The 21,684-nt window shown below is 27.5% G+C and carries 23 protein-coding genes and 1 other annotated feature; of the genes, 9 read left to right on the forward strand and 14 right to left on the reverse strand.

Annotated elements, in window-relative coordinates; all coding sequences use genetic code 11:
* Positions 1 to 176 precede the first annotated feature (176 nt).
* A complete protein-coding gene (gene tyrS, locus IR152_RS18255) occupies positions 177 to 1,385 on the reverse strand; it encodes a tyrosine--tRNA ligase (protein WP_227453272.1) in 1,209 nt (402 codons plus the stop codon).
* Between the two features lie 73 nt (positions 1,386 to 1,458).
* Positions 1,459 to 1,711, reverse strand: a binding site (T-box leader).
* A gap of 385 nt (positions 1,712 to 2,096) precedes the next feature.
* Between tyrS and IR152_RS18260 the strand changes: the two genes are divergently transcribed.
* The 3 genes from IR152_RS18260 to feoB all read left to right on the forward strand — a co-directional run bounded on the left by IR152_RS18260 (position 2,097) and on the right by feoB (position 5,238).
* Complete coding sequence (locus tag IR152_RS18260) at positions 2,097 to 2,537, forward strand: GNAT family N-acetyltransferase (RefSeq protein ID WP_227453273.1); 441 nt, start codon at positions 2,097 to 2,099, stop codon at positions 2,535 to 2,537.
* A gap of 326 nt (positions 2,538 to 2,863) precedes the next feature.
* Complete coding sequence (locus tag IR152_RS18265) at positions 2,864 to 3,091, forward strand: FeoA family protein (RefSeq protein WP_003420037.1); 228 nt, start codon at positions 2,864 to 2,866, stop codon at positions 3,089 to 3,091.
* 26 nt (positions 3,092 to 3,117) lie between these two features.
* Positions 3,118 to 5,238, forward strand: a complete 2,121-nt coding sequence (gene feoB, locus IR152_RS18270) for a ferrous iron transport protein B (protein ID WP_227453274.1) — start codon at positions 3,118 to 3,120, stop codon at positions 5,236 to 5,238.
* Between the two features lie 132 nt (positions 5,239 to 5,370).
* On the opposite strand, the gene IR152_RS18275 is transcribed toward feoB, so the two are convergent.
* Positions 5,371 to 5,934 (reverse strand): GyrI-like domain-containing protein, encoded by a 564-nt coding sequence (locus tag IR152_RS18275; protein ID WP_227453275.1) that lies wholly within the window; start codon positions 5,932 to 5,934, stop codon positions 5,371 to 5,373.
* Between the two features lie 156 nt (positions 5,935 to 6,090).
* Here IR152_RS18275 and IR152_RS18280 point away from each other — a divergent pair, with 156 nt between their 5' ends.
* From IR152_RS18280 to IR152_RS18295, 4 genes are all read left to right on the forward strand, one after another.
* Positions 6,091 to 6,273, forward strand: coding sequence for a hypothetical protein (locus IR152_RS18280; protein WP_227453276.1), 183 nt, complete (start codon positions 6,091 to 6,093; stop codon positions 6,271 to 6,273).
* Positions 6,274 to 6,464: 191 nt separating this feature from the next.
* Complete coding sequence (locus IR152_RS18285; protein WP_227453277.1) at positions 6,465 to 6,617, forward strand: hypothetical protein; 153 nt, start codon at positions 6,465 to 6,467, stop codon at positions 6,615 to 6,617.
* A 103-nt stretch (positions 6,618 to 6,720) separates the two neighbouring features.
* Positions 6,721 to 7,635 carry a DUF2935 domain-containing protein gene (locus IR152_RS18290; protein ID WP_227453278.1) on the forward strand — a complete coding sequence of 305 codons (915 nt, stop codon included), beginning with the start codon at positions 6,721 to 6,723 and terminating at the stop codon, positions 7,633 to 7,635.
* Between the two features lie 270 nt (positions 7,636 to 7,905).
* Positions 7,906 to 8,553 carry a lactate utilization protein gene (locus IR152_RS18295; protein WP_227453279.1) on the forward strand — a complete coding sequence of 216 codons (648 nt, stop codon included), beginning with the start codon at positions 7,906 to 7,908 and terminating at the stop codon, positions 8,551 to 8,553.
* A 175-nt stretch (positions 8,554 to 8,728) separates the two neighbouring features.
* Here IR152_RS18295 and IR152_RS18300 read toward each other — a convergent pair whose 3' ends face one another.
* From IR152_RS18300 to IR152_RS18315, 4 genes are read right to left on the reverse strand one after another with little or no spacing between them, the layout of a single operon-like run.
* Positions 8,729 to 9,289: a hypothetical protein gene (locus IR152_RS18300; protein ID WP_227453280.1), complete on the reverse strand. Its 561-nt coding sequence runs from the start codon at positions 9,287 to 9,289 to the stop codon at positions 8,729 to 8,731.
* Positions 9,290 to 9,311: 22 nt separating this feature from the next.
* Complete coding sequence (locus tag IR152_RS18305; RefSeq protein WP_227453281.1) at positions 9,312 to 10,193, reverse strand: 4Fe-4S binding protein; 882 nt, start codon at positions 10,191 to 10,193, stop codon at positions 9,312 to 9,314.
* Between the two features lie 10 nt (positions 10,194 to 10,203).
* A complete protein-coding gene (locus IR152_RS18310) occupies positions 10,204 to 10,353 on the reverse strand; it encodes a CD1871A family CXXC motif-containing protein (RefSeq protein WP_227453282.1) in 150 nt (49 codons plus the stop codon).
* Positions 10,346 to 10,927 carry a TlpA family protein disulfide reductase gene (locus IR152_RS18315; protein WP_227453283.1) on the reverse strand — a complete coding sequence of 194 codons (582 nt, stop codon included), beginning with the start codon at positions 10,925 to 10,927 and terminating at the stop codon, positions 10,346 to 10,348. The genes IR152_RS18310 and IR152_RS18315 overlap by 8 nt, the downstream gene beginning before the upstream one ends.
* Positions 10,928 to 11,352: 425 nt before the next feature.
* Between IR152_RS18315 and cdeA the strand changes: the two genes are divergently transcribed.
* Entirely contained in the window at positions 11,353 to 12,678 is a 1,326-nt protein-coding gene (cdeA, locus tag IR152_RS18320; RefSeq protein ID WP_227453284.1) for a multidrug efflux MATE transporter CdeA, read from the forward strand.
* 94 nt (positions 12,679 to 12,772) lie between these two features.
* Here cdeA and IR152_RS18325 read toward each other — a convergent pair whose 3' ends face one another.
* The 7 genes from IR152_RS18325 to IR152_RS18355 all read right to left on the reverse strand — a co-directional run bounded on the left by IR152_RS18325 (position 12,773) and on the right by IR152_RS18355 (position 19,332).
* Entirely contained in the window at positions 12,773 to 13,567 is a 795-nt protein-coding gene (locus tag IR152_RS18325) for an ABC transporter permease (protein WP_227453285.1), read from the reverse strand.
* Entirely contained in the window at positions 13,568 to 14,443 is an 876-nt protein-coding gene (locus IR152_RS18330) for an ATP-binding cassette domain-containing protein (protein ID WP_227453286.1), read from the reverse strand.
* A gap of 3 nt (positions 14,444 to 14,446) precedes the next feature.
* On the reverse strand, positions 14,447 to 14,815 hold the full coding sequence (locus IR152_RS18335) for a GntR family transcriptional regulator (RefSeq protein WP_227453287.1): 369 nt from the start codon (positions 14,813 to 14,815) through the stop codon (positions 14,447 to 14,449).
* Positions 14,816 to 14,996: 181 nt separating this feature from the next.
* Entirely contained in the window at positions 14,997 to 15,656 is a 660-nt protein-coding gene (gene deoC, locus IR152_RS18340) for a deoxyribose-phosphate aldolase (protein ID WP_227453288.1), read from the reverse strand.
* A 35-nt stretch (positions 15,657 to 15,691) separates the two neighbouring features.
* The gene (murJ, locus tag IR152_RS18345; protein WP_227453289.1) at positions 15,692 to 17,236 is read right to left on the reverse strand and encodes a murein biosynthesis integral membrane protein MurJ; all 1,545 of its coding nucleotides are present in this window, start codon (positions 17,234 to 17,236) and stop codon (positions 15,692 to 15,694) included.
* 447 nt (positions 17,237 to 17,683) lie between these two features.
* The gene (locus IR152_RS18350) at positions 17,684 to 18,568 is read right to left on the reverse strand and encodes an RNA polymerase sigma factor RpoD/SigA (protein ID WP_227453290.1); all 885 of its coding nucleotides are present in this window, start codon (positions 18,566 to 18,568) and stop codon (positions 17,684 to 17,686) included.
* 290 nt (positions 18,569 to 18,858) lie between these two features.
* A complete protein-coding gene (locus IR152_RS18355; protein ID WP_227453291.1) occupies positions 18,859 to 19,332 on the reverse strand; it encodes a type I restriction enzyme HsdR N-terminal domain-containing protein in 474 nt (157 codons plus the stop codon).
* A gap of 264 nt (positions 19,333 to 19,596) precedes the next feature.
* On the opposite strand from IR152_RS18355, the gene IR152_RS18360 reads away from it, so the two are divergent.
* Positions 19,597 to 20,772, forward strand: coding sequence for a DUF1002 domain-containing protein (locus IR152_RS18360; RefSeq protein ID WP_227453292.1), 1,176 nt, complete (start codon positions 19,597 to 19,599; stop codon positions 20,770 to 20,772).
* A gap of 80 nt (positions 20,773 to 20,852) precedes the next feature.
* Here the strand turns inward: IR152_RS18360 and proC are convergent, their stop codons facing one another.
* Positions 20,853 to 21,656 (reverse strand): pyrroline-5-carboxylate reductase, encoded by an 804-nt coding sequence (gene proC, locus IR152_RS18365; RefSeq protein ID WP_227453293.1) that lies wholly within the window; start codon positions 21,654 to 21,656, stop codon positions 20,853 to 20,855.
* Positions 21,657 to 21,684: the final 28 nt, after the last annotated feature.

The following is a 21,684-nucleotide window of genomic DNA, read 5'->3' on the forward strand; positions in this document are numbered from 1 at the left end:
GCAAAAATGGAAAAAATATCAAAATAAGGCTATGATTTTTAAAGCCATAGCCTTACCAATAAATGTTTAATTATCACTTAAAAATAAATTTTTATTTAAAGAATACACATAAATATTTCCAGACTCAAGTTCATTGATTATACTTTTATACTCAATAAACTTGCTTTTATTTTATGCTATTTTACTAGCTCAATTTTCACAAATTTTTTCTTTCCTATTTGAATAACTAATTCACTTTCTTTTACAATAGTGCTTAAGTCCTCTACTTTTTCACCATTTACCTTTACTCCGCCTTGAGAAGCTAATCTTCTAACTTCACTCTTACTCTTAACAATTTCATTAACAACCAGCACCTCGATTAAATCGAATCCATCTTCCTTAACTTGAATTGTTTGTATATCCTCAGGTATTTGACCTTTTTGGAATACAGATTTAAATCTTTCTTCAGCTTCTCTGGCAGATTCTTCTCCATGGTATAGTGTTACTATTTCTCTTGCTAAGTTCATCTTTATATCTCTTGGATTTACTGAACCATCTTTTAACTGCAATTCTATTTTATTAACTTCATCAGGATGAACATCAGTTACTAAATTATAGTATTTAATTATAAGTTCATCAGGAATTTCCATAGATTTTTGGTACATTATACCCGCTTCTTCATCTATTCCAATATAGTTGCCTAAACTCTTACTCATTTTTTCTTTTCCATCTAATCCCTCTATTAAAGGCATCATTATTACTATTTGAGACTCCATACCAAATTCTCTTTGTAATGATCTTCCCATTAATAAGTTGAATCTTTGGTCAGTTCCACCAAGCTCTATATCTGCTTTTAATGCTATAGAATCATATGCTTGCATTAATGGGTAGAAGAACTCGTGTACTGATATTGGCATTTGTCCTTCATATCTCTTTTTAAAATCTTCTCTTTCTAACATTCTTGCAACAGTAATAGTTGCTGCTAATTTTATTACATCTTCAAAATTTAATTTAGACAACCACTCACTATTAAATCTTACAATAGTTTTTTCTTTATCTAAAACTTTAAAAATTTGCTCTTCATAAGTTTTTGCATTTGCAAGAACTTGCTCCGTTGTTAAAGCTTTTCTAGCCTTAGATTTTCCAGTTGGGTCTCCAATTTTTCCTGTAAAGTCTCCAATTATTATTACTATTTGATGACCTAAATCTTGTAACTGTTTCATCTTTCTAAGAACTACCGTATGCCCTAAATGTATATCTGGAGCACTTGGGTCTAGACCCAATTTTACTATCATAGGTTTTCCTTCTTTTTCTGATTTAATAAGCTTTTCCCTTAACTCTTTCTCATCTATTAAATCATCTACACCTTTCATAATTATTCGCATTTGCTCGTCTATCGATTTCATTTTTCATTCCTCCTAAAATATTTATATAATTTATAATCTTTATTTTTATAATAAAAAAAGCTTTCATCCTATTTAAAAGGACGAAAGCATTGCTTACGTGTTACCACCTTAGTTCATCAATATCTCACGATACTAATCTCTTAGAGTACAATTACATATACTCGTGTACTATAACGTGTACTACTCCGATATCTCTTAGTGGTTGTTATCTTTCAGAGATATTGCTCTGAGATGTATTCAAACTAAATCGATTTATTCCATTTCACCATACTGGAACTCTCTGTTAAATAAAATCTAGCCCTACTTCTTCTCTTCATAGCATTTGTATATTCAGATTATTTCATCAATTACAAGAAATTTTTCTTAACTTACTCATAATATATTATTATTTTTATATTTTGTCAACCTTTTTTATTATTATACACATGTTTTTTTACATTATACTATTTTTTTATATTTTTTACCAATACCTAAAGCTTATTTTTCAATCAAAATATTTATTTGTTTATTAACTATATTGCTCTGATTCAATCTCTCAAAGCACGGCATCCATAAATCATAAATTTTCTAACTAAAGTTTTATTTTTAATATAGTATATCACTTTTTAAAAAGATTTTTAATAAATGTAAATTTTAATGAAAGTATTTATGTTAAAAATGATATAATATATCTTAATATTCAGTTTTTTAAGACATTAGGAGGTAATTACTATGTTTAAAATTAAACACTTTAATGATTTGAGTTTAGATGAATTTTATGAAATAGCAAAATCAAGATATGAGGTATTTGCTTGTGAACAGAAGATATTTTCGTTAAACGATTATGATGATACAGATAAAAACTGTTATCACATATTTTTAAAAGACAATGGATTGATTTGCGCTTATGCTAGAATAATTCCTAAAGAATACAGCTCTTATAACGAGGTCTCTATTGGTAGGGTTTTAGTTCTTTCTAGTCATAGAGGGAAAGGCTTAGCAAAACAAATGATGGATTGTGCTATAGATTTTATAAAGGTTAATTTACACGAAAATAATATAACTTTATCGGCACAAACTTATATAAAGAACCTTTACTTATCTTGTGGTTTTAAAGAAATATCAGAAGTATATGACGAGGCTGGCATTGAACATATTAAAATGAGATTATAGTGTTGACAAGCTAATATTGTTAATATATAATTTAGGTATAAATTATATATTGAATTGATATTTAGGTATTTGAAAATACCTTACATAGAGTCAGGAGGCTTTTGCTTTCTGATTTTTTTATTATCAAAATTCAATAATTATATGGATTCAAAATGTTAATTTTTATTCTATATTCTACTTTCCCCAAAAGTAAGAATTATACCCAACTTTGTGTGATAGGCATCTTGCCTATCTTTTTTTTGTAAAAGTAACAAGGTAGTAATATAATGCATAGTTTAGAATAAGAAGATTAGCTCAGGCTAAATTTCAAGCATGGAGGTGCTACTATGAAAAACCTTAACGATATTCAAGTGAAAAAAACTGTCAAAGTTGAAGATATATTGTCTAGTGGTAATTTAAGAGAAAGAATGTTAGCGCTTGGTCTTACTAGAGGAGCTGTTATAGATGTAGTTAGAAAAGGTCCAAAAAATAATTTAACTGTCTACAAAATCAGAGGTAGTAAGATAGCTCTACGACAAGAAGAAAGTAGCTTAATATTAGTTTCTGACATTTAAAATTTTCTAGCAGGAGGATATTAAATATGGGGTTAACACATAACTCAACTAAAATGAGTTCTTTAAAAGACATGTTTGATATAGACAACAAAGAAGACCAGTTTGTAATTGCATTGGCTGGCAATCCAAATACAGGTAAAAGTACTGTATTTAATCATCTTACAGGGCTTAGACAGCATACTGGAAACTGGCCAGGAAAAACTGTAGCTACAGCTCGTGGTAACTTTAAATATAAAAATACCGAATATGCATTAATAGATTTACCAGGAACATATTCTTTATTCGCCTTATCACAAGAAGAAATTGTGGCTCGTGATTTTATATGTTTTGGTAATCCAGATGCAGTAATAGTAGTATGTGATGCTACATGTCTTGAAAGAAATTTAAACTTAGTATTTCAAGTGATGGAACTTACAGATAAAGTTATCTTGTGTATTAATCTAATAGATGAAGCTAGAAAAAAAGGAATTACTATTGATAAAAAACTTCTAGAGGATTCTCTTGGTATTCCAGTTATTTTAACTGCTGCAAGAAATGGTTCTGGTATGGATGAACTATTGGATACTTTAAATGATGTATCTTTTGATAAATATAAATTAAATAATAAACCTGTTAGATATAGTGAAAATATAGAAAATCTAGTAAAATCAATTCAACCAGAATTGGATAATATTATGCCAAGTATAAATTCCAGATGGTTGGGTCTTAGACTTATTGATGGTGATGAAAGTATATTTGAATCTATGAGTAATTATATAGACAAAGATTCAATAGATGCTATTAATAAAGTAAAGAAAAAGATTCCAGATAATATAAATAAACAAAAAATAAGAGATGACTTTACTAAAATTAACTATGATTATGCTAAAAAACTAAGTGATGAATGTTGTTCTAATGTTGCTAAAAATTCAACAGATAGAGAAGAAAAAGTAGATAAAATATTAACATCTAAAATATTTGGACTTCCAATAATGCTCTTATTATTAGGTACTATATTGTGGATTACTATAGAAGGTGCTAACTATCCATCCACTCTATTGTCTAATTTATTACTCGGATTTGAGCCAAGTATTTCGAGTATATTAAATAGTATTAATTGTCCATCATGGTTAAACGATATGTTGGTTTTAGGATTATATAGAACATTAGCATGGGTAATCTCTGTAATGCTACCTCCTATGGCAATATTCTTCCCTTTATTTACCTTGCTTGAGGATTTTGGATATTTGCCAAGAGTTGCATTTAACTTAGACCATCTATTTAAAAAAGCTTGTGCACATGGAAAACAATGTTTGACTATGTGTATGGGATTTGGATGTAATGCAGCTGGAGTTATTGGTTGTAGAATAATTGATTCTCCAAGGGAAAGACTCATAGCTATACTTACAAACAACTTTGTACCTTGCAATGGTCGTTTTCCTACTTTGATAGCTATATCTACAATATTTTTTAGCTCAGTCATAACTAGTTCTTTTGTATCAAGTATAGCAACTGCATTTTGCATAACTTTACTGATAATTCTAGGTGTTATAATAACGTTGTTAGTTTCTTATACTCTTTCTAAGACGCTATTAAAAGGAGTTCCATCTACATTTACATTAGAACTTCCACCTTATAGAGTTCCTCAAATAGGAAGAACTTTATATACTTCCATAATAGATAGAACAATATTTGTTTTAGGAAGAGCTGTAATGGTAGCCATACCTGCTGGTGTCATAACTTGGATATTTGCAAATATCTATATAGGAGATTTAAGCATATTATCACATATTGCAAACTTTTTAGACCCTTTAGGCAAATTAATTGGTCTTGATGGTTTTATATTGATGGCTTTTATTCTTGGATTCCCAGCAAATGAGATAGTCGTACCTATACTTTTAATGGCTTACCTAACAACTGGTTCTATGATAGAATTAGATAGCTTTAATGCTTTAGGTCAAGTTCTTAGAGAACATGGATGGACTTATTTAACAGCTTTAAATGTTATGCTGTTCAGTTTACTTCACTGGCCTTGTGCGACAACACTTTTAACAATAAAAAAGGAAACTGGAAGTTTAAAATGGACTGCCTTAGGATTCTTAATGCCTACTATACTTGCTTTTATTGTTTGTTTTTTAACAACTACAGTTTACAATTTATTTATATAATTAGTATTAACTCACATCAAACATATCCTATAGATACTATTTAAAAATTTATATACTTTATTATAAAGCATAGAGATATATTCAATGATAAGTAGAATTACTTAACATTTGAATATATCTCTATTTTAATCCTTATCTAAATACTTGGATTGAAATCTCGGTCATATAATTATCTTCATTACTTTCACAAAAAAAGTCAAGTATACTCTCTTCATATGAATTTCCAATAATTTTATATTCGTTCTCATATATATATTTTTTCAGTTTTTCATAGGATTTATATGAATCCTCATATTTTCCAATATGCTTTATACACGCATACATTCCCTCTGGCTTTATATATAACTTTTTATCCTTTATTTTTTTATCTATTTTCAAATAAAAACTTGATATGCTTAAATAGTCTCCATTCTTTATATTTTCATTGCTTACTATTACTCCCAACTCATATCCTTGATACAAATTTTTTGATTTACAATAATTAGTAAAATCTATTAATGCCATCATAAAATCATCATTACTCATATTACTCAAATCAATTGATAAAACTAAATATTCTTCAAGTCTTTTGGATATATAAATTTCTTCACTATCCATCTTAGAAATTCCTTCGACTGTTATATTTATTCTATTTTGCATCTTAGAACTTATCTTTCTTAATTTTCTAATTTTTTCTCTTATATTTTTTCTTTTCAAATAAAAATTTATCCAGTTTTACGATTATGGTAACCAGTTTTACATATCCACTTGTAAAATATATCTAAGCAATATATTATACTATATAGATTTATGAATGAATAATATCTGATATTTACTGAATATTTTTATTTTTCGTTTTTAGGGGGATTAGTTGTGTTTAAAGATAAGATTGATGAATGTGTTCATATAATGACTGCATACATTGCTAGTTTAAAAGAATACTATTCATTCATAGAAACTCAAATTGGTGATTTTATTAAAAAATATGGAGAAGATGTTGTAGAATTATGTCTCCATAGGATAATGATTCTACTGTGCGAATGTGGTTTGGCATAAAATTAAATACATTAAAGCTGGGTAAGAAGAATATTATGTAAAACTCTTCTTATCCACTTTAATATACATAATTAATTTAGTCTAAATAAGTCTGTTATAAAGTCATGCTATAATTATAATAAGAAATAAGCTAAAAATCAAATTTTTTTATAATGCAACATAAATATGAAAAAAAGAATGTAGTAAAATGATTGTTGATAGCCATTAGAATCATAATAATTGTATGTATTTCAGTAATGACAATCAGCATGTGGAATTATAATATGGTTGATGAGAAAGAACCAACAATTGTAAATGACCTATTACATATGAAAATGGCAATGCTAATGGAAAAGGACTATTGATATTAGTAGCAATTGAATTTGGTTAATTTATTTATAATATACATAAATTTAAATATTACGAATAAAGTATTATAAATAGGATACTTTCTAAAGGGAGGAAATTATGATAGATAATCAAAACTATGTTATTTTATCACTAGAATTACATTTATTTTTTTCAAGAATTATGAAAGAGCACGCTCTTTTTTTAGAGGCAGGATTTACAAATAAAGATTATAATCTTGCTATGGAAGCTGACCACTATAAAAAACAGTTTGAAGACTTATTATCATACACTGTTAGTGCTAGTAATGGTATAGTTAGACCTGATATATTATATTCAGAAGAAATTGTAACTACTCTTACATTAGGTGCAGAACGAAAAACAGAAGAACTTACAGGGATAGAAATAAATCAAAACATAACTACAAGAGAATTAAATCTACAAAGTGGTGTAGACCCACAAGTTGGTCAAGACTTAGTAAATTACGTAGCTCAGCTTAACTCTGATGCAATAAGACTGCTTGATGGACTTATTAATTTAAAAGAAAGAGTTTTAGATGGAGTACTATCGTGTACTCTATTTACCTCAAACTATCCTCTACTTCTTGAACACCTAATACATGAAGCAAACTTATACCGTTCTTATGTAATTGACCTCGAAAATAAAATAGACATTGACTCAAAAAATGCTAAAGAAATAGAATTATTCTGGGACCATATTATGATGGAACATGCTCTATTTATGAGAGGATTACTAGACCCATCTGAAGGTGAACTGATAAATACTTCAAATGAGTTTGCTATGAAATTCAATGAATTAATTGAAAAAGCAAATGAAATGATTGATACTAATATCGAGAGTATTACAGAAGAAACTCTAAATGAAACTGTTGAATTTAAAGATTTTAAAGAAGCAGGAGCATCAGGAATAGAACAATGTAAGATAAAATCTATAATATTACCTCTTTTAGCAGACCATGTTTTAAGAGAGGCTAATCATTATATTAGAATACTAGAAAGCTATAGAAATATGTAATTAAAAAATATTTTCAAAATAATTTTTATATATTTAAGTAAAGGTACATCTAAATTGTACCTTTACTTTTTATAATTATATAAAATTTAAGTATTTATTAAAAACTAACAATAACTCTTATACTAAATACATATTTATGTTATAACTATATTGTAACTATTTTCATAATTTTAGGAAAATATTAATGATAAAATTGGTTTCGTAAATCGTATAGGTTTAGTTAATATAATAGTTACAACTTTAAAATTTAAATACGGGAGTGATTTTAGCATGATAAGACAAACACCATTAGAAAAACGATACGACAAGTTAGGCCCTCATATTGTTACATCTCTTAAAAAACGTTATTTTGATGCTTATTACTGTAAAACTAGAAATGAGGCTTTGCAACAAGTTTTAGATTTAATTCCTCAAAATCATGTAGTATCGTGGGGAGGCTCTGAAACCCTTAAAGAATTGGGGATACAAACTGCTATTAGAGAAAAAGGATTTAAAGTTATTGATAGAGATTTAGCAAAAACTCCAGAAGAAAGAATAGAAATTATGCGTCAAGCACTTCTATGCGATACTTTTTTGATGAGTAGTAATGCAATTAGTGAAGATGGACAACTCTTCAATATTGATGGAAATGGTAATCGTGTAGCTGCAATGATATTTGGTCCAAAGAATGTTATTGTTGTAGCTGGTATGAATAAAATTGTAAAAAATATTGATGATGCAATGCAAAGAACTAGAACAGTTGCATCTCCAGCAGTTGTTCAACGTTTTCAAGATGTCAATACTCCTTGTTATATTAATGGAAGCTGTATAGATTGTACAAGCCCTGAAAGCATTTGTGCATATATGGTTACCACAAGAATTAGCCGTCCAGCAAAAAAAATAAAAGTAATATTAGTAGGAGAAAATCTTGGTCTATAAAATATACATATATGTAAACAGTTCTATAAATAATAAAATCATATGAAATAACTTATCTTTAAAAGTGGTAGAATAAAATGTTCTATAAAACTTTCATTCTACCACGTTCATATTCTTTTGAATTTACTTTTCTATTTTTGATTCTAATTTATTTATATCTTTATTATTAAATACTTTAATTTTCATATTTTTTCTGCTCTTCATCAAGTTGTTTGTAGTAATCTTTATTGTAGTCAGCTAAATAATCTGTACCACCTCCAGTAATTACATTTAACAATTTCGTTGTAGATTCTTGATTAACTTTACAAACATAATTATCATCAGATTTAACCAACTCTAATGTAATATTAAATTCTTTTTTATTTGCAGAATCAATGTCTTTCATAGTTGGATTTGGCATCATCTCTCCTAATTTAGGAGGATTCTTTTTTAGTATAGAAACCATATCAGTATTGTTAACTTTCAAATCTACAATCACTTTATCCTTATTCTTCTTTATATCTGAAATTTCCCACGTCATATTTTTAGAGTACATTTTAAAACCTTCTTTATCTGCATATATAAAATTGCCTAAACCTGATTTTGGGAAATACTTATCTACATTATCTAAATCTTGTGTCTTTATTGCATTAAACATATTGTCTACTTCACTTTTTATCTCATTGTCACTAGTACATCCAATTAATACCAATGCTGACATTGCAAGCATTATAATACATATAGTAAATTTCTTCATTAAATTATCTCTCCCTATACTTTTATATCTTTTTTTTATAAATATTCTTATCTTTTGAAAAAGATGTAGTGATTGCATTGTGTGGACAAACTTTTATACATTCACCACATCTGATACAATCCAAACTATTTAAATCTTTATATACTGGTATATCAAATTTACACTTTGCTTGGCATTCTGTGCAATTCGTACATTTATATTTATCAATTTTAAATCTATATATTGAAATAGGATTAAAAAAGCTATAAATTGCTCCTAAAGGGCATATATACCTGCAAAATGGTCTATAAATCATGATTGACATCAACAATATCAATAACAAAATACTTAACTTCCAGCTAAATAAAAATCCTATTGATTCTCTTAAATTCTCATTTTCTAAAATAAGTGGTATTCCTCCCAAAAGTGTACCTGAAGGACAAATCCACTTACAAAACCAAGGGTTTCCACCTCCTGCTACGTTTACAACAGTAATTGGCAGAATAATTACAAACATTATTAAGACTATGTACTTTAGATATTTTAAATATTTATCACCATAAACTTTTTTTATCTTTACTGGAAATGGTATTTTATATAGGAAATCTTGCAAAAGTCCAAAAGGACAAAGCCAACCACAAACAAATCTACCAAAAATAGCACCAAATGCCATTAAAAAACCGACAACATAAAATGAGAATTTATACTCTCTACTTGATAGAACTGCTTGTAATGAACCTATTGGACATGCTCCAAGTGCACCTGGGCATGAATAACAATTCAATCCAGGAACACACAATTTTTTACTTTCTCCTCCATAGATAGTTCCTTCTAAAAATCCATTTACATATCCATTTGTCAATGCTGTAAATGCAACCTGAACAATAAGTCTTATATTATTGTTTATCTTAGATAATAACTTCATACCTTTTCTCCTAACCAATACCAATACATTCAAGACAAATCATAATTGCTTTAGTTAATACTATATTTGTTTCTCCACGATATACACCTAATACAATAAATAGAATACTAACTATAATGATAGAAATGCCCTTTTTATTATCTTTAATAAAGTTACTCATTGCTTTTTACCATTTTTAGTCTTTCATCTATAATTTTTTTCCACTCTTCCTTGCTATTTGCACCTGTGACTTTTTCACCTACAAAGTTTCCTTTCTTGTCTACAAAATAGCTTGTTGGAAACTCTACAATCCTCTTAAAATCAGTTTTTTTAAGCTCTTCAGATACAGTTAATTGTTGATAAGTAACACCTGACTTTTTCATAATATCTTTAACTAAGTTTTTCTCTTCATCTGAAAGACCAGTTTTAATATCAGTTCCTTCAACTTCCACAACTAATCCTTTTATAGCTACATTATTATTATTTTCATATTCTTTTGATAAGGTCTCAAGTTCTGGCATTTCACCTACACATGGTCCACACCAAGTAGTCCAAACATTAATAAGGGTAAGTTCTTTACTTGAAAACATATCTTTGGTTACCTTATTTCCATCAACATCCTCCGTCTCTAAATTATTAAACCATTCACTATTATCTTTGTTTGTTTCTACTGCCTTAGATTCTTTTTTGGTACAACCAGAAATCATACCTAAAACAAAAACACATCCTAAAATTAATATAAAAAACCTTTTCATATCTCACACTCCTATAATCTATATAGTACATAAAATCTCTGATTGAAATAAAAGTAACTTATCCTCTATATTAAAATCATTATAGTTAATAAATAAGAGCCAGTTTAAAGCGAATTGTATAAAAGATATACTGTTACTAAAATATATTTCTCTGCAGATAAAATCTTATATCAATATAATAGATTGTAAATCTTAAGATTATATACATATATTTCTAAAGATTTTCTTAAGAAACAGTTAGATTTTGTTAATACAATATATCTATGTTTACTAATTTAAGTTTATTAATTAGAATTATACAAATTCATTTTGATATGATTTTTTGTTGCTTTAAAACTATTTATCTTATAAACAAAGTTTTTCTTGACTATATAGTAACTGTATAGCTTATTATATATAGAGAGTAATAAAAGGAGGTAAAATTTATGGAAAATTTATTTACAAGAAAATTCACTACTTTTGAATTTCTAAAATTTGTTTCTCCTGCAATTATATCCATGATATTTATATCTTTATACACAATAATAGATGGCATCTTTGTATCAACATTAGTGGGTTCAGATGCTCTTGCTAGTATAAATATTATACTACCTATAATTAACCTTGTTTGTGGATTTGGAATAATGATGGCAACTGGTGGAGGAGCTATCGTTTCTATACGTATGGGTGAAAATAGACAGGATGAAGCCAACTCTACATTTTCTTTTATAGTTTTGTTTTCATTGATTGTTGGGATTTTATTCACAGTAATCTCATATTTCTTCATCAAGGAAATATCTATTTTACTTGGTGCAACAGATAAGTTATTACCATATTGTATAACGTATGGTAAAGTTATGATTTTATGTACACCATTTTATATTTTAAAATTTATATTTGAATACTTTGCAAGAACTGATGGAAATTCTAAATTTAGTTTATTTCTATCAGTTATTGGTGGAATAACAAATATAATATTAGATTATGTGTTTATTAAATATTTTGGAATGGGTCTTTTAGGAGCCGCAGTTGCAACTGCTATAGGTATTATTTTAACTTGTGTTTTAGGTATTATTTACTTCATATCCAGTAAGTCTACACTAAAACTAAGAAAGCCAAAAACTGATTTTAGGCTTATAAGAGATACTATGATAAATGGTTCTTCTGAGATGGTTACAGAATTGTCTACAGGAATTACAACATTCTTATTTAATATAGTAGCTTTAAGATTAGCAGGAGAAAATGGACTTGCTGCTCTTACCATAGTATTATATGCTCATTTTTTAATGACATCAGTCTATCTAGGATTTGCTGCTGGAGTATCTCCATTAATAAGCTACAATTTTGGTGCTGAAAATAGTGATAAGTTAAAAGAAACATTTAAACATTCTCTAAAATTTATATTTGTTTCTTCTCTTTTAGTGTTTGTTGTTGCTTTAGTTTTTGCACCATTTATTGTTAGAGTTTTTGTAAATCCAGATAACACAGTATTTAAGTTGGCATTACAAGGATTAAAAATATTTGCATTTGCTTTTTTATTTGTTGGCATAAACATATTTGCATCAGGATTTTTTACGGCATTTCACAATGGAAAAATTTCAGCTATTATATCTTTTAGTCGTGCCTTTGTTTTTATAATCATAGGAATCATAACTCTTCCTCCTATGTTGAACCTGACTGGATTATGGCTTACAGTTCCATTTGCTGAAGTTCTAACCATATTTATATCTATTCTATTTATAAAAAAATATAAAAGTAGATATAAATATTAAAAATTAATATTTAAAATCAATATTTATTAAAAATAATAAACCTGCTTTAAAATACAAATTTATAAATTTGATTTTTGAGCAGGTTTTATTTTAGTTACAATAAGTCATTTGCATACTCTTTAATTGGTGCTTTTCTAAGTAATAAAATTATAAATATTATGCAAATAACTATAATTCCTACTTTTGTTCCTAATAAAATAAACGGATTCTGAAATGAATAAATAATTTTTTCTAAGTACATAAGCATCTTATGCATATTTTTAGTTGCAAAATTAACTATATAAATTACCATTAATATCGGTAATCCTATCAATATAGTAATACTAGTAACTTTTCTAACTCTATATGTAAAAGCTCCAAGTAATACTCCTATAAGTCCTACACACATTTCATTTATACATATTTGCACAAAATAATTTAAATAAGTTAGTGCTATACTTGATGTTGAAGGCTCTATCAGTGCAGATATAGACGTCCAAATCATATCTCTCTTTAGTAAAACTGATAGGTCTATACTATAACCCGTCATAATTTCTATAAATAACTTTGATAAAAAAATCAAAACTATACCTAAAACAGAAATCACAAAGCTTAAAATAATTAAATCTATGACAATAGCTTTTATACAACTTTTTCTATCTGCTCTTATACTTAAAGCTCCTGAAAAGTCTTTATTTGCTATATTTACTCCATACACAAATATCAGTATAGTTATATATGTTAAAATAGGATTCACAATTGTAGATAAATTATCTTTAGATGCTTCACCAAAAATTTTGAGGATAAACACTGGCAAAATGTTCATAACAATTCCCACAATCATAAATATAATTATATACAATTTAGTATTTTTATTAAAAAATTTTATATACGGCTTTAATTCATTCAATTATAATTCCTCCTTCTTAGTCATGTTAACAAACATATCTTGTAGTCCTATATATCCTACATCAATATTTGAATTTTTAAGTACTTTTTCATCACTTTCACTAAAATCACCATAGTAAAAATAAGCAACTGTATTTCCAAATGCCTTTTTAGGCTTTATATTTTTTATACACTCTAATTTTTCTAAATCTTCTTTATTTCCAGTAATATAATGAGCTTTTTGTTTTATAACATCAATTTCTTCATCTATAATAATTTTTCCATCATTTAATATTATTACATGCTCCAATAAATCATCTATTTCATCAATCAAATGAGTTGATATTATTATTGTTCTTGGATTTTTTATATAACTATCTAAAATTATGTTATAAAACTCTTGTCTATTTACTGCATCTAAACCAATTGTCGTTTCATCAAATATAGTGATAGCTGAATTAGAACAAATGCCTATTATATTTGAAAGTATGGTTTTCATACCTCTTGACAGTTGTTTATACTTTTTTTTAGTATTTAAATCAAAATATTTGCATAATTCTTCTTCTAAGGCCTTGTCGTAGCTTTTATAAAAACTAGAAGAAAATTCAAATACCTGACCTACTTTAAAATCTGGACTATAAAATTCTTTTTCCCTGACAATACAAACTTCTTCTAAAACTTTTATATCTTCTTTTAGGTTCTTTCCTAATATTTCTATCTCACCTTCATTTTGAATTAACTGATTTACCATTATGTTTAATAATGTTGTTTTTCCAGCTCCATTTTTACCTAATAAACCATATATCTTATTTTTTTCAAAGTTTAGAGACATATTATTAAAAATATTTTGTTTCTTAAAGCTGTGATATAAATTTTCTATCTTAATAGAACTATTCATATATTAATCCTCCTTGAAATTAATTATAATATCAACTAATTCTTCTCTATTTATTTCTAATTTGTTAGCTTCTTGAAGTAGATTTCTTACAAAATTATGTTTAAAATTTTCTTTTCTAACTTCTTTTATAATAGTTTTTGCACCATCTGATACAAACATCCCTATCCCCCTCTTCTTATATAAAATATTCTTATCAACCAATATATTTATACCCTTTAATACTGTAGCTGGATTAATTTTATAAAGCTTTGAAAGCTCGGTTGTTGATGGAACCTGTTCTTCTTCTTTTATTCCATCTGACAGTATCTCATCTTCAATTGCTCGTGCTATCTGAATAAATATAGGTTCTTCATTGTTTAATACTAATTTCATAGCTTCCTCCTTTCCACACCAGTTAGTTACTCAACTAATTAACAATATAACTTATAATATCTTGAAAAAGATTATCTGTCAATACTAAATAAAAAACAGAGGGAAAATTCCCTCTGTTTTTTATTCTTTAGATTTACAATTAAATTTTAGTCTTTGTAATCCTATGCATAAGTTAAAAACTTTAATAGTCTGTTGTATTCTCATTTTTTAATATTTTACATATTGAGCTAGTTCCTAGTCTTTCGGCTCCTGCCTCTATAAATTTCTCTGCATCAGAAATTGATTTAACGCCTCCTGCAGCCTTTATTTTTACATTTTTTCCAATATGCTCTTTCATAAGCTTTATATCTTCTAAAGTAGCTCCACCTGTTCCCATTCCAGTAGATGTTTTTATAAAGTCTGCACCTGACATTGTCACTATTTCACACATCTTTACTTTTTCACCTTCATCTAAATAACATGTCTCTATAATTACTTTTAATAATTTATCTCCTATAGCTTTTTTTATTTCTCTTATCTCATTTTCTATATTATCATAATCTTTATTTTTTACATCTGAAATATTTACAACCATATCAACTTCATCTGCTCCATTTTCAATAGCATCTTTTGCTTCAAATACTTTTGTTGCAGTAGTTTGGTATCCTAGAGGAAATCCTATCACTGTGCATATTTTTATTTTGCCTTTTAGATATTCTGATGCTCTTTTTACATATGATGGTGGTATACAAACTGATGCTACACTCATATTTACAGCTTCATCACATAATATTTTAATATCTTCCAATGTAGTTGTAGCTTTTAAAATAGTATGGTCTACCGTTTTTAATATATGTTTCATAAAATCCTCCTAAGTGTATAATTAATATAATTAAATTACTTTTTTAAATGCAGTTTTCTTTTTGCAATATTTAGTATCATATCAACCTCTTCAACTTTAAAAATAGTCATTAGTAATGTATAAATTCCACCTCCAACTACAACTGAAATAGTTAATGATACAAATTCATTAAATGTTCCTACTCCCAAAATTTCAAATATAAATTTATACATAAAGTATGTTAAAACACCCATAATCAAAGATGCAACTAAAGATTTCAAAGTTGCTTTTATTATTTTATCTTGCCCAAAATATCCAACCTTCCTTTTTAGATTCAAGAAAAGTAACAATATACATGCAATTGATGATGAACTAGTTGCAAGTGCAAGACCACCATGAGCCATTGGTTTTATTAAAATCAAATCTAATACTATATTTACACCAACAGATATAATTCCATTTACCATAGGTGTTTTTGTATCTTGTAATGAATAAAAAACCTTTCCTAAAATATCTCTTAAACCAAATGCAGTCATCCCAACTGCATAAAAAATTAAGGCAGTTGCTGTCATTTGAGTTGCCCTAGAATCAAAAGCACCTCTCTCAAAAATGATTCTAACAACAGGAGTTGCAAAGAAAATAGAAGCAACTGAAATGGGAATCATCGAAATTATTATCATATTTATACTAGATTTAACTGAACTAGTAAATTTCTTTTGATTATTTTCTGCACTTAACTTTGATAGCATTGGATACATAACAGATACTATTGAAGCTGTAAATGTCCCTGTAACAAAGCCATTTAATCTATCTGCATAAGTAAGTGCTGGAATACTACCTTTCACTAATGTTGAGGCTAAGGTTGTATCCACCAATGAATTCACTTGATTAACAGCAACACCTATAAATACTGGTGAAAGTAATGCTAGTAATTTAATAAGGCTATCATCTTTAAAATTCAAGTAGTATAAGTATTTGTAGTTCGTTTTTCTAACAAAAAACATGTAAAAAAGTAGCTGAACTACAATAGCAACCACAGCACCAAGTGGAAGTATGTATGGTCCAAATACAGTACTTAGCATTATTGAAATAATGATTATTATATTATAAGGTATACTCCCAAACCCAACTACAATAAAGTTCTCTTTAATTTGTAAAAATGCTGACATAACGCTAGTAATACCTATAAATATTATTCCTACTATTAATATTTTAGTAAACTTTACAGTAAGTAAAAACCTCTCTCCCTCAAACCCTATAGCAAATATACTTACAAGTTGCTTTGAGAAAATAACACCTAGTATAGCAACAACTATACATATACCAACTATTATATTTAAAACATTGTTTAAAAACTTTAGTGCTTGTTTTTCACCTTGTTTACTAATTATATCTTGATACATTGGAATAAAAGTAGTAACTATAGCAGTACCTATTGCTGCAAATATAATATTTGGTATATTCATAGCTGTCAAATAACTTTCTGTATATAAGCCTGTGCCATAAATTGATGATAGTACTAATTCTCTACCCATACCAAGAATTTTAGAGATTATAGTAACTATCATCAAATAAAAAGTTGCTTTAGCTACCTTGCTCATTTTATCACTCCACTTCTAACATACTTCTTTTTAATCAAGTAAAATTTAGTTCATTAGATATAATTCTATTAACTAATTTAACTTATTAGCCTTATAAAAGTATAATTAACACCTATTTCTTAATATATCACAAACTACATTATTCTTCATATTTTTTTGTTTCTACAATAATTTCTGCATCCTTATAATACAAATTCTACATATTCAATTATATTTAAGAAAATGGAGTTGTCACTTAATATTTGTGAAACCAATAATATCTAAAATTAATAATATAAAATAAACTTTATCATCTTTTTTAAATTATATTCTAACATATTTTGTCCATATTGAGAAATTTTACTAAACTATTATTTCCAATAATTCTATTTTTAGATACATCACTTAAAATGACAGCACACTTATAAAATATAAGTGTGCTGTTTATATATAACATATTTAAAAATATCAATAAAAATTCTTTAATTGTTTTAACTTACTTGGATGTCTTAATTTTCTTATTGCTTTAGCTTCTATTTGTCTTATTCGTTCTCTAGTAACACCAAATACCTTCCCAATCTGTTCTAGTGTTTTAGGGTCATCATCATCAATTCCAAATCTCATTCTTAAAACTTTCTGTTCTTGCTCTCCAAGACCTGTAAGCAATTCTTCTATTTTTTCTTTTAAATTATGTTGTTCAACTTCATGTATTACAACATCCTTAAAATCAGCGTCTGATGGTATAAATTCAACTAAACTACTATCCTCATCTTCTTTTAATGGAGTATCCAAAGATACAACATTTTTATCTCGTCTTAATAATTCCAATACTTTGTCAACTTCTAGACCACATGCATCAGCAATCTCATCTACAGTTGGCTCTCTCAATAATAAATTTAAGAGTTCTTGTTTCTTTTTCTTTACAAAATTTATTCTCTGATGAAGATGTATAGGTATCCTAATAGTATTTTCGCAATCATCAATATATCTTGTTATACTTTGTTTTATCCACCAAGTTGCATAAGTGCTAAATTTGTATCCTTTTTTATAATCGTACTTTTCTACAGCTTTTATAAGTCCTATATTCCCTGCTTGAATTAAATCTAACATATCAATACTGTCTCTTTTATACCTCTTTGCTATACTCACTACCAACCTATAATTTGAATTTATAAATTTTTCCTTTGCTACTGAAGATGAGTTGATTATTTCCTTAGCCAGCTCTACCTCTTCTCCTGCTGACAACATTTTGTATTCCTCGATTTCCTTTAAATACATTTTCATAGCATTTGATACATTTGATGAACCCACACAAATATAATTTTCATAATTATTTTCTTTTTTAGTATCCATAATCAAACCCCTTCTATTCATAGAATTTGCTAAAACAAAAATAAATAATTTAAATCTACATAATCTACAATTACATAATATCCCTTTCTTCAAATGAATTGTTTTATATATTATGTATACAAAGTTATAAAAACTATACTTATAATATTATTCTACTTCTAACAGCAATATCCTCCTTATATATATAATTTATTTTATTATATCTTGTTATATTCTTAGTTTTAAGAATGATATATGTCTAAAAAAAGACTGTTTACTAAACAGTCTTTTTTAATATATATGCTCTATATTTAATTTTCATGATGATTACATCCACATCCACAATTTTCATCGTGGTGATGATGCTCTTCTAAATCTTTTATCTGTTGTTCCATTTCATTAAACTCTTTTACCATTATATCATAAGTTGGAAGAGCTGCCTCAGTATCGTATTCTTCACCTCTCCAATCAGCGTACATCATAGCATCGCCATTAGTTAAAACCAGTCTACCTGACATAGTTATATTATCCACTTCTTCTAAAAATTCTATTTGTTTTTGTAAAACTTCTCCTTCTAACTCCACATCTTCATCTAAACATTGCACTATCATTACAGGTGCATAATAATCTTCTTCATCTTTAACATTTACAACAATATCTAAAATTCCTTCTGCACCTTCTTCAAATTCTGCCAACTCAACATTTGTATCAATCATATCTTGAGGTACTAATAAATCTTCTATTAAATATTTTATTACTCTATCTTTTACTAATTCCTTCGACATTTATTTTTCTCCTTCCGATTCTATAACATTATCATAATCATTTCTATATTATAGTATACTACATTAATTGTTTTTTCAATCTCTTATAAAAATTATTTTTTTATTATCTTCCTTATATTCCCTTTTTTATTACAAAGTTGTAATCGCATTGATTTAAAAAATAGTTTATATTTAGTATAATAGAAATGTAGCACATATTTTTATTCAATGTATTATAAAAAATAGATTGAAAATGTAATGTATGTTAAATCTAGGAGGAATATTATGAAGTTTAAAAAACAAATTAGTTCTATTATTGTATCTATTATGCTTGTACTTGGAAGTATGAATCTTTCTTATGCAGACGGTACAAATGTAGTTACACTTGGAGCTAACTTATCAGAATCTCAAAAGCAACAAATGCTTAATTACTTTGGAGTAAAAAAAGACCAAGTCTTAGTTTTAGATGTAACAAATGCAGAAGAAAGACAATACTTACAAGGTGTTGCAACAGAAGGTCAACTCGGAAAAGTTACTATATCTTGTTCATATGTTGAACCCACTAAAAAAGGAAATGGAATTAATGTTAAAACAGCAAATTTAACTTGGGTAACTAGCTCAATGATTGCTTCAACACTTACAACAGCTGGTCTTGAAGATGCAAATGTTATTGCTGCTGCTCCATATCCTGTAAGTGGTACTGGTGCATTAACAGGAATCATGAAGGCATTTGAGGATGCTTCAGGAAAGAAACTTGATGAAACAAAGAAAGAAATTGCTTCTGAAGAATTGGTAGTTACAGGTGATTTAGGAGATGATATAGGTCAAGAAAAAGCAACAGGTGTAATGAATGATATAAAAACAGAAATTGTAAAGAATGGTACAAAGGATACCAATCAAATAGCAAATACAATAAATAATGTTGTAAATAATTACAATATTACTATTACACCAGAACAAAAAGAACAAATTGAAGGTGTAATGAAAAAAATAGCTGACCAAGATTATGATTATAATAACATGAAAAATACATTAGATAATGTATCCGATAATGTAAATGAGCAATTAAAGAAATTAGGTAAAAGTGTTAAGGGTTCTGGCATACTAGATACTATTGGTGGATGGTTTAGTGGAATAGGAGACTGGTTCTCTGGTTTATTCTCAGGCGGAGATAAAAAAGATTTAGGAATCTTAAATAACACTAATGATGAGTCTCTTGGCTCTAATGCTGTAATAAACTCTACAGAAGGTGTTCAAATAAATCCACAAAATAATAGTGATTCTAATAGTGATAGTGATACAGCTAACTCAGAAAATAACAATCAAAGTAATGACGAAAATAAAGATAGCTCTCAACCAAATGAAAATGACACAACAAATAATTCAGAAAAGCAATCAAATAATAATGACTCAGCTGGTTTTTTTGAAAAAATAAAAAATTGGTTATCAAGCTTATTTTAGAAATTAAGCAAATAAAAAGAATTGCCTAAAATGGAAATTTTCTATAAAAGGCAATTCTCTTTATTTTTAATAAATTTTTATTACTCACTCATCTTTTTAGATTTTTCTATGCATGCACATATTGCTTTTATCACAGAAGATCTAAAACCTTCTTCTTCAAGTACTTTAACTGCCTCTATAGTAGTTCCACCAGGTGAACATACCATATCTTTTAACTCACCAGGATGTTTTCCTGTCTCAAGTACCATTTTTGCAGAGCCCATAACTGCCTGTGATGCAAATTTATATGCTTGTTGTCGTGGCATTCCTGCAATTACTGCTGCATCTGCTATAGCTTCTATAAATAAAAATACATATGCTGGTGTAGAACCACTTGCACCAATTACAGCTTCTATGAGATATTCTGGTACTACCTCAGTATTTCCAAAAGAATTAAATACTTCTGTAACCGCTTCTAAATCTCCATCGTTTATATTTTTATTTATGGAAATGGAAGACATAGCTTCATTTATAAGAGCTGGAGTATTTGGCATAGTTCTAACTATTTTTTTATCTCCCCCTATAATTGACTCTATATCTTTTATAGATTTTCCTGCTGCTATTGTAACTATAATTTTATTGTCATCTATAAAATCTTTTATGTCTTCTAAAATATCATCATATATATCTGGCTTAACAGCCACAATTACTATATCAGAGGTTCTAGTTACTTCCTTTGAATCTTTTGTAATATTTATTCCAAAATTTGCATGTATTCTATCAAGAGTTTCTTGACTATATGCTGATGCTATAACCATATTAGGTTCAACTAATCTTGAATTTACTATTCCCCCTATCATAGCACTTGCCATATTTCCTGCACCTATGAATCCAATTTTTTTCACTTTAGTACCTCCTTATTAACTGATAGGA

The organism is Clostridioides sp. ES-S-0108-01 (assembly GCF_020662285.1).
Taxonomy (GTDB): Bacteria; Bacillota; Clostridia; order Peptostreptococcales; family Peptostreptococcaceae; genus Clostridioides.

What these genes read in the sequence shown, in the direction of transcription:
- tyrS (WP_227453272.1), bottom strand. Translation starts at nt 1,385, where the DNA reads ATGAAATCGATAGACGAGCAAATGCGAATAATTATGAAAGGTGTAGAT.
- IR152_RS18260 (WP_227453273.1), top strand. Translation starts at nt 2,097, where the DNA reads ATGTTTAAAATTAAACACTTTAATGATTTGAGTTTAGATGAATTTTAT.
- IR152_RS18265 (WP_003420037.1), top strand. Translation starts at nt 2,864, where the DNA reads ATGAAAAACCTTAACGATATTCAAGTGAAAAAAACTGTCAAAGTTGAA.
- feoB (WP_227453274.1), top strand. Translation starts at nt 3,118, where the DNA reads ATGGGGTTAACACATAACTCAACTAAAATGAGTTCTTTAAAAGACATG.
- IR152_RS18290 (WP_227453278.1), top strand. Translation starts at nt 6,721, where the DNA reads ATGATAGATAATCAAAACTATGTTATTTTATCACTAGAATTACATTTA.
- IR152_RS18295 (WP_227453279.1), top strand. Translation starts at nt 7,906, where the DNA reads ATGATAAGACAAACACCATTAGAAAAACGATACGACAAGTTAGGCCCT.
- IR152_RS18300 (WP_227453280.1), bottom strand. Translation starts at nt 9,289, where the DNA reads ATGAAGAAATTTACTATATGTATTATAATGCTTGCAATGTCAGCATTG.
- IR152_RS18305 (WP_227453281.1), bottom strand. Translation starts at nt 10,193, where the DNA reads ATGAAGTTATTATCTAAGATAAACAATAATATAAGACTTATTGTTCAG.
- IR152_RS18310 (WP_227453282.1), bottom strand. Translation starts at nt 10,353, where the DNA reads ATGAGTAACTTTATTAAAGATAATAAAAAGGGCATTTCTATCATTATA.
- IR152_RS18315 (WP_227453283.1), bottom strand. Translation starts at nt 10,927, where the DNA reads ATGAAAAGGTTTTTTATATTAATTTTAGGATGTGTTTTTGTTTTAGGT.
- cdeA (WP_227453284.1), top strand. Translation starts at nt 11,353, where the DNA reads ATGGAAAATTTATTTACAAGAAAATTCACTACTTTTGAATTTCTAAAA.
- IR152_RS18330 (WP_227453286.1), bottom strand. Translation starts at nt 14,443, where the DNA reads ATGAATAGTTCTATTAAGATAGAAAATTTATATCACAGCTTTAAGAAA.
- IR152_RS18335 (WP_227453287.1), bottom strand. Translation starts at nt 14,815, where the DNA reads ATGAAATTAGTATTAAACAATGAAGAACCTATATTTATTCAGATAGCA.
- deoC (WP_227453288.1), bottom strand. Translation starts at nt 15,656, where the DNA reads ATGAAACATATATTAAAAACGGTAGACCATACTATTTTAAAAGCTACA.
- murJ (WP_227453289.1), bottom strand. Translation starts at nt 17,236, where the DNA reads ATGAGCAAGGTAGCTAAAGCAACTTTTTATTTGATGATAGTTACTATA.
- IR152_RS18350 (WP_227453290.1), bottom strand. Translation starts at nt 18,568, where the DNA reads ATGGATACTAAAAAAGAAAATAATTATGAAAATTATATTTGTGTGGGT.
- IR152_RS18355 (WP_227453291.1), bottom strand. Translation starts at nt 19,332, where the DNA reads ATGTCGAAGGAATTAGTAAAAGATAGAGTAATAAAATATTTAATAGAA.
- IR152_RS18360 (WP_227453292.1), top strand. Translation starts at nt 19,597, where the DNA reads ATGAAGTTTAAAAAACAAATTAGTTCTATTATTGTATCTATTATGCTT.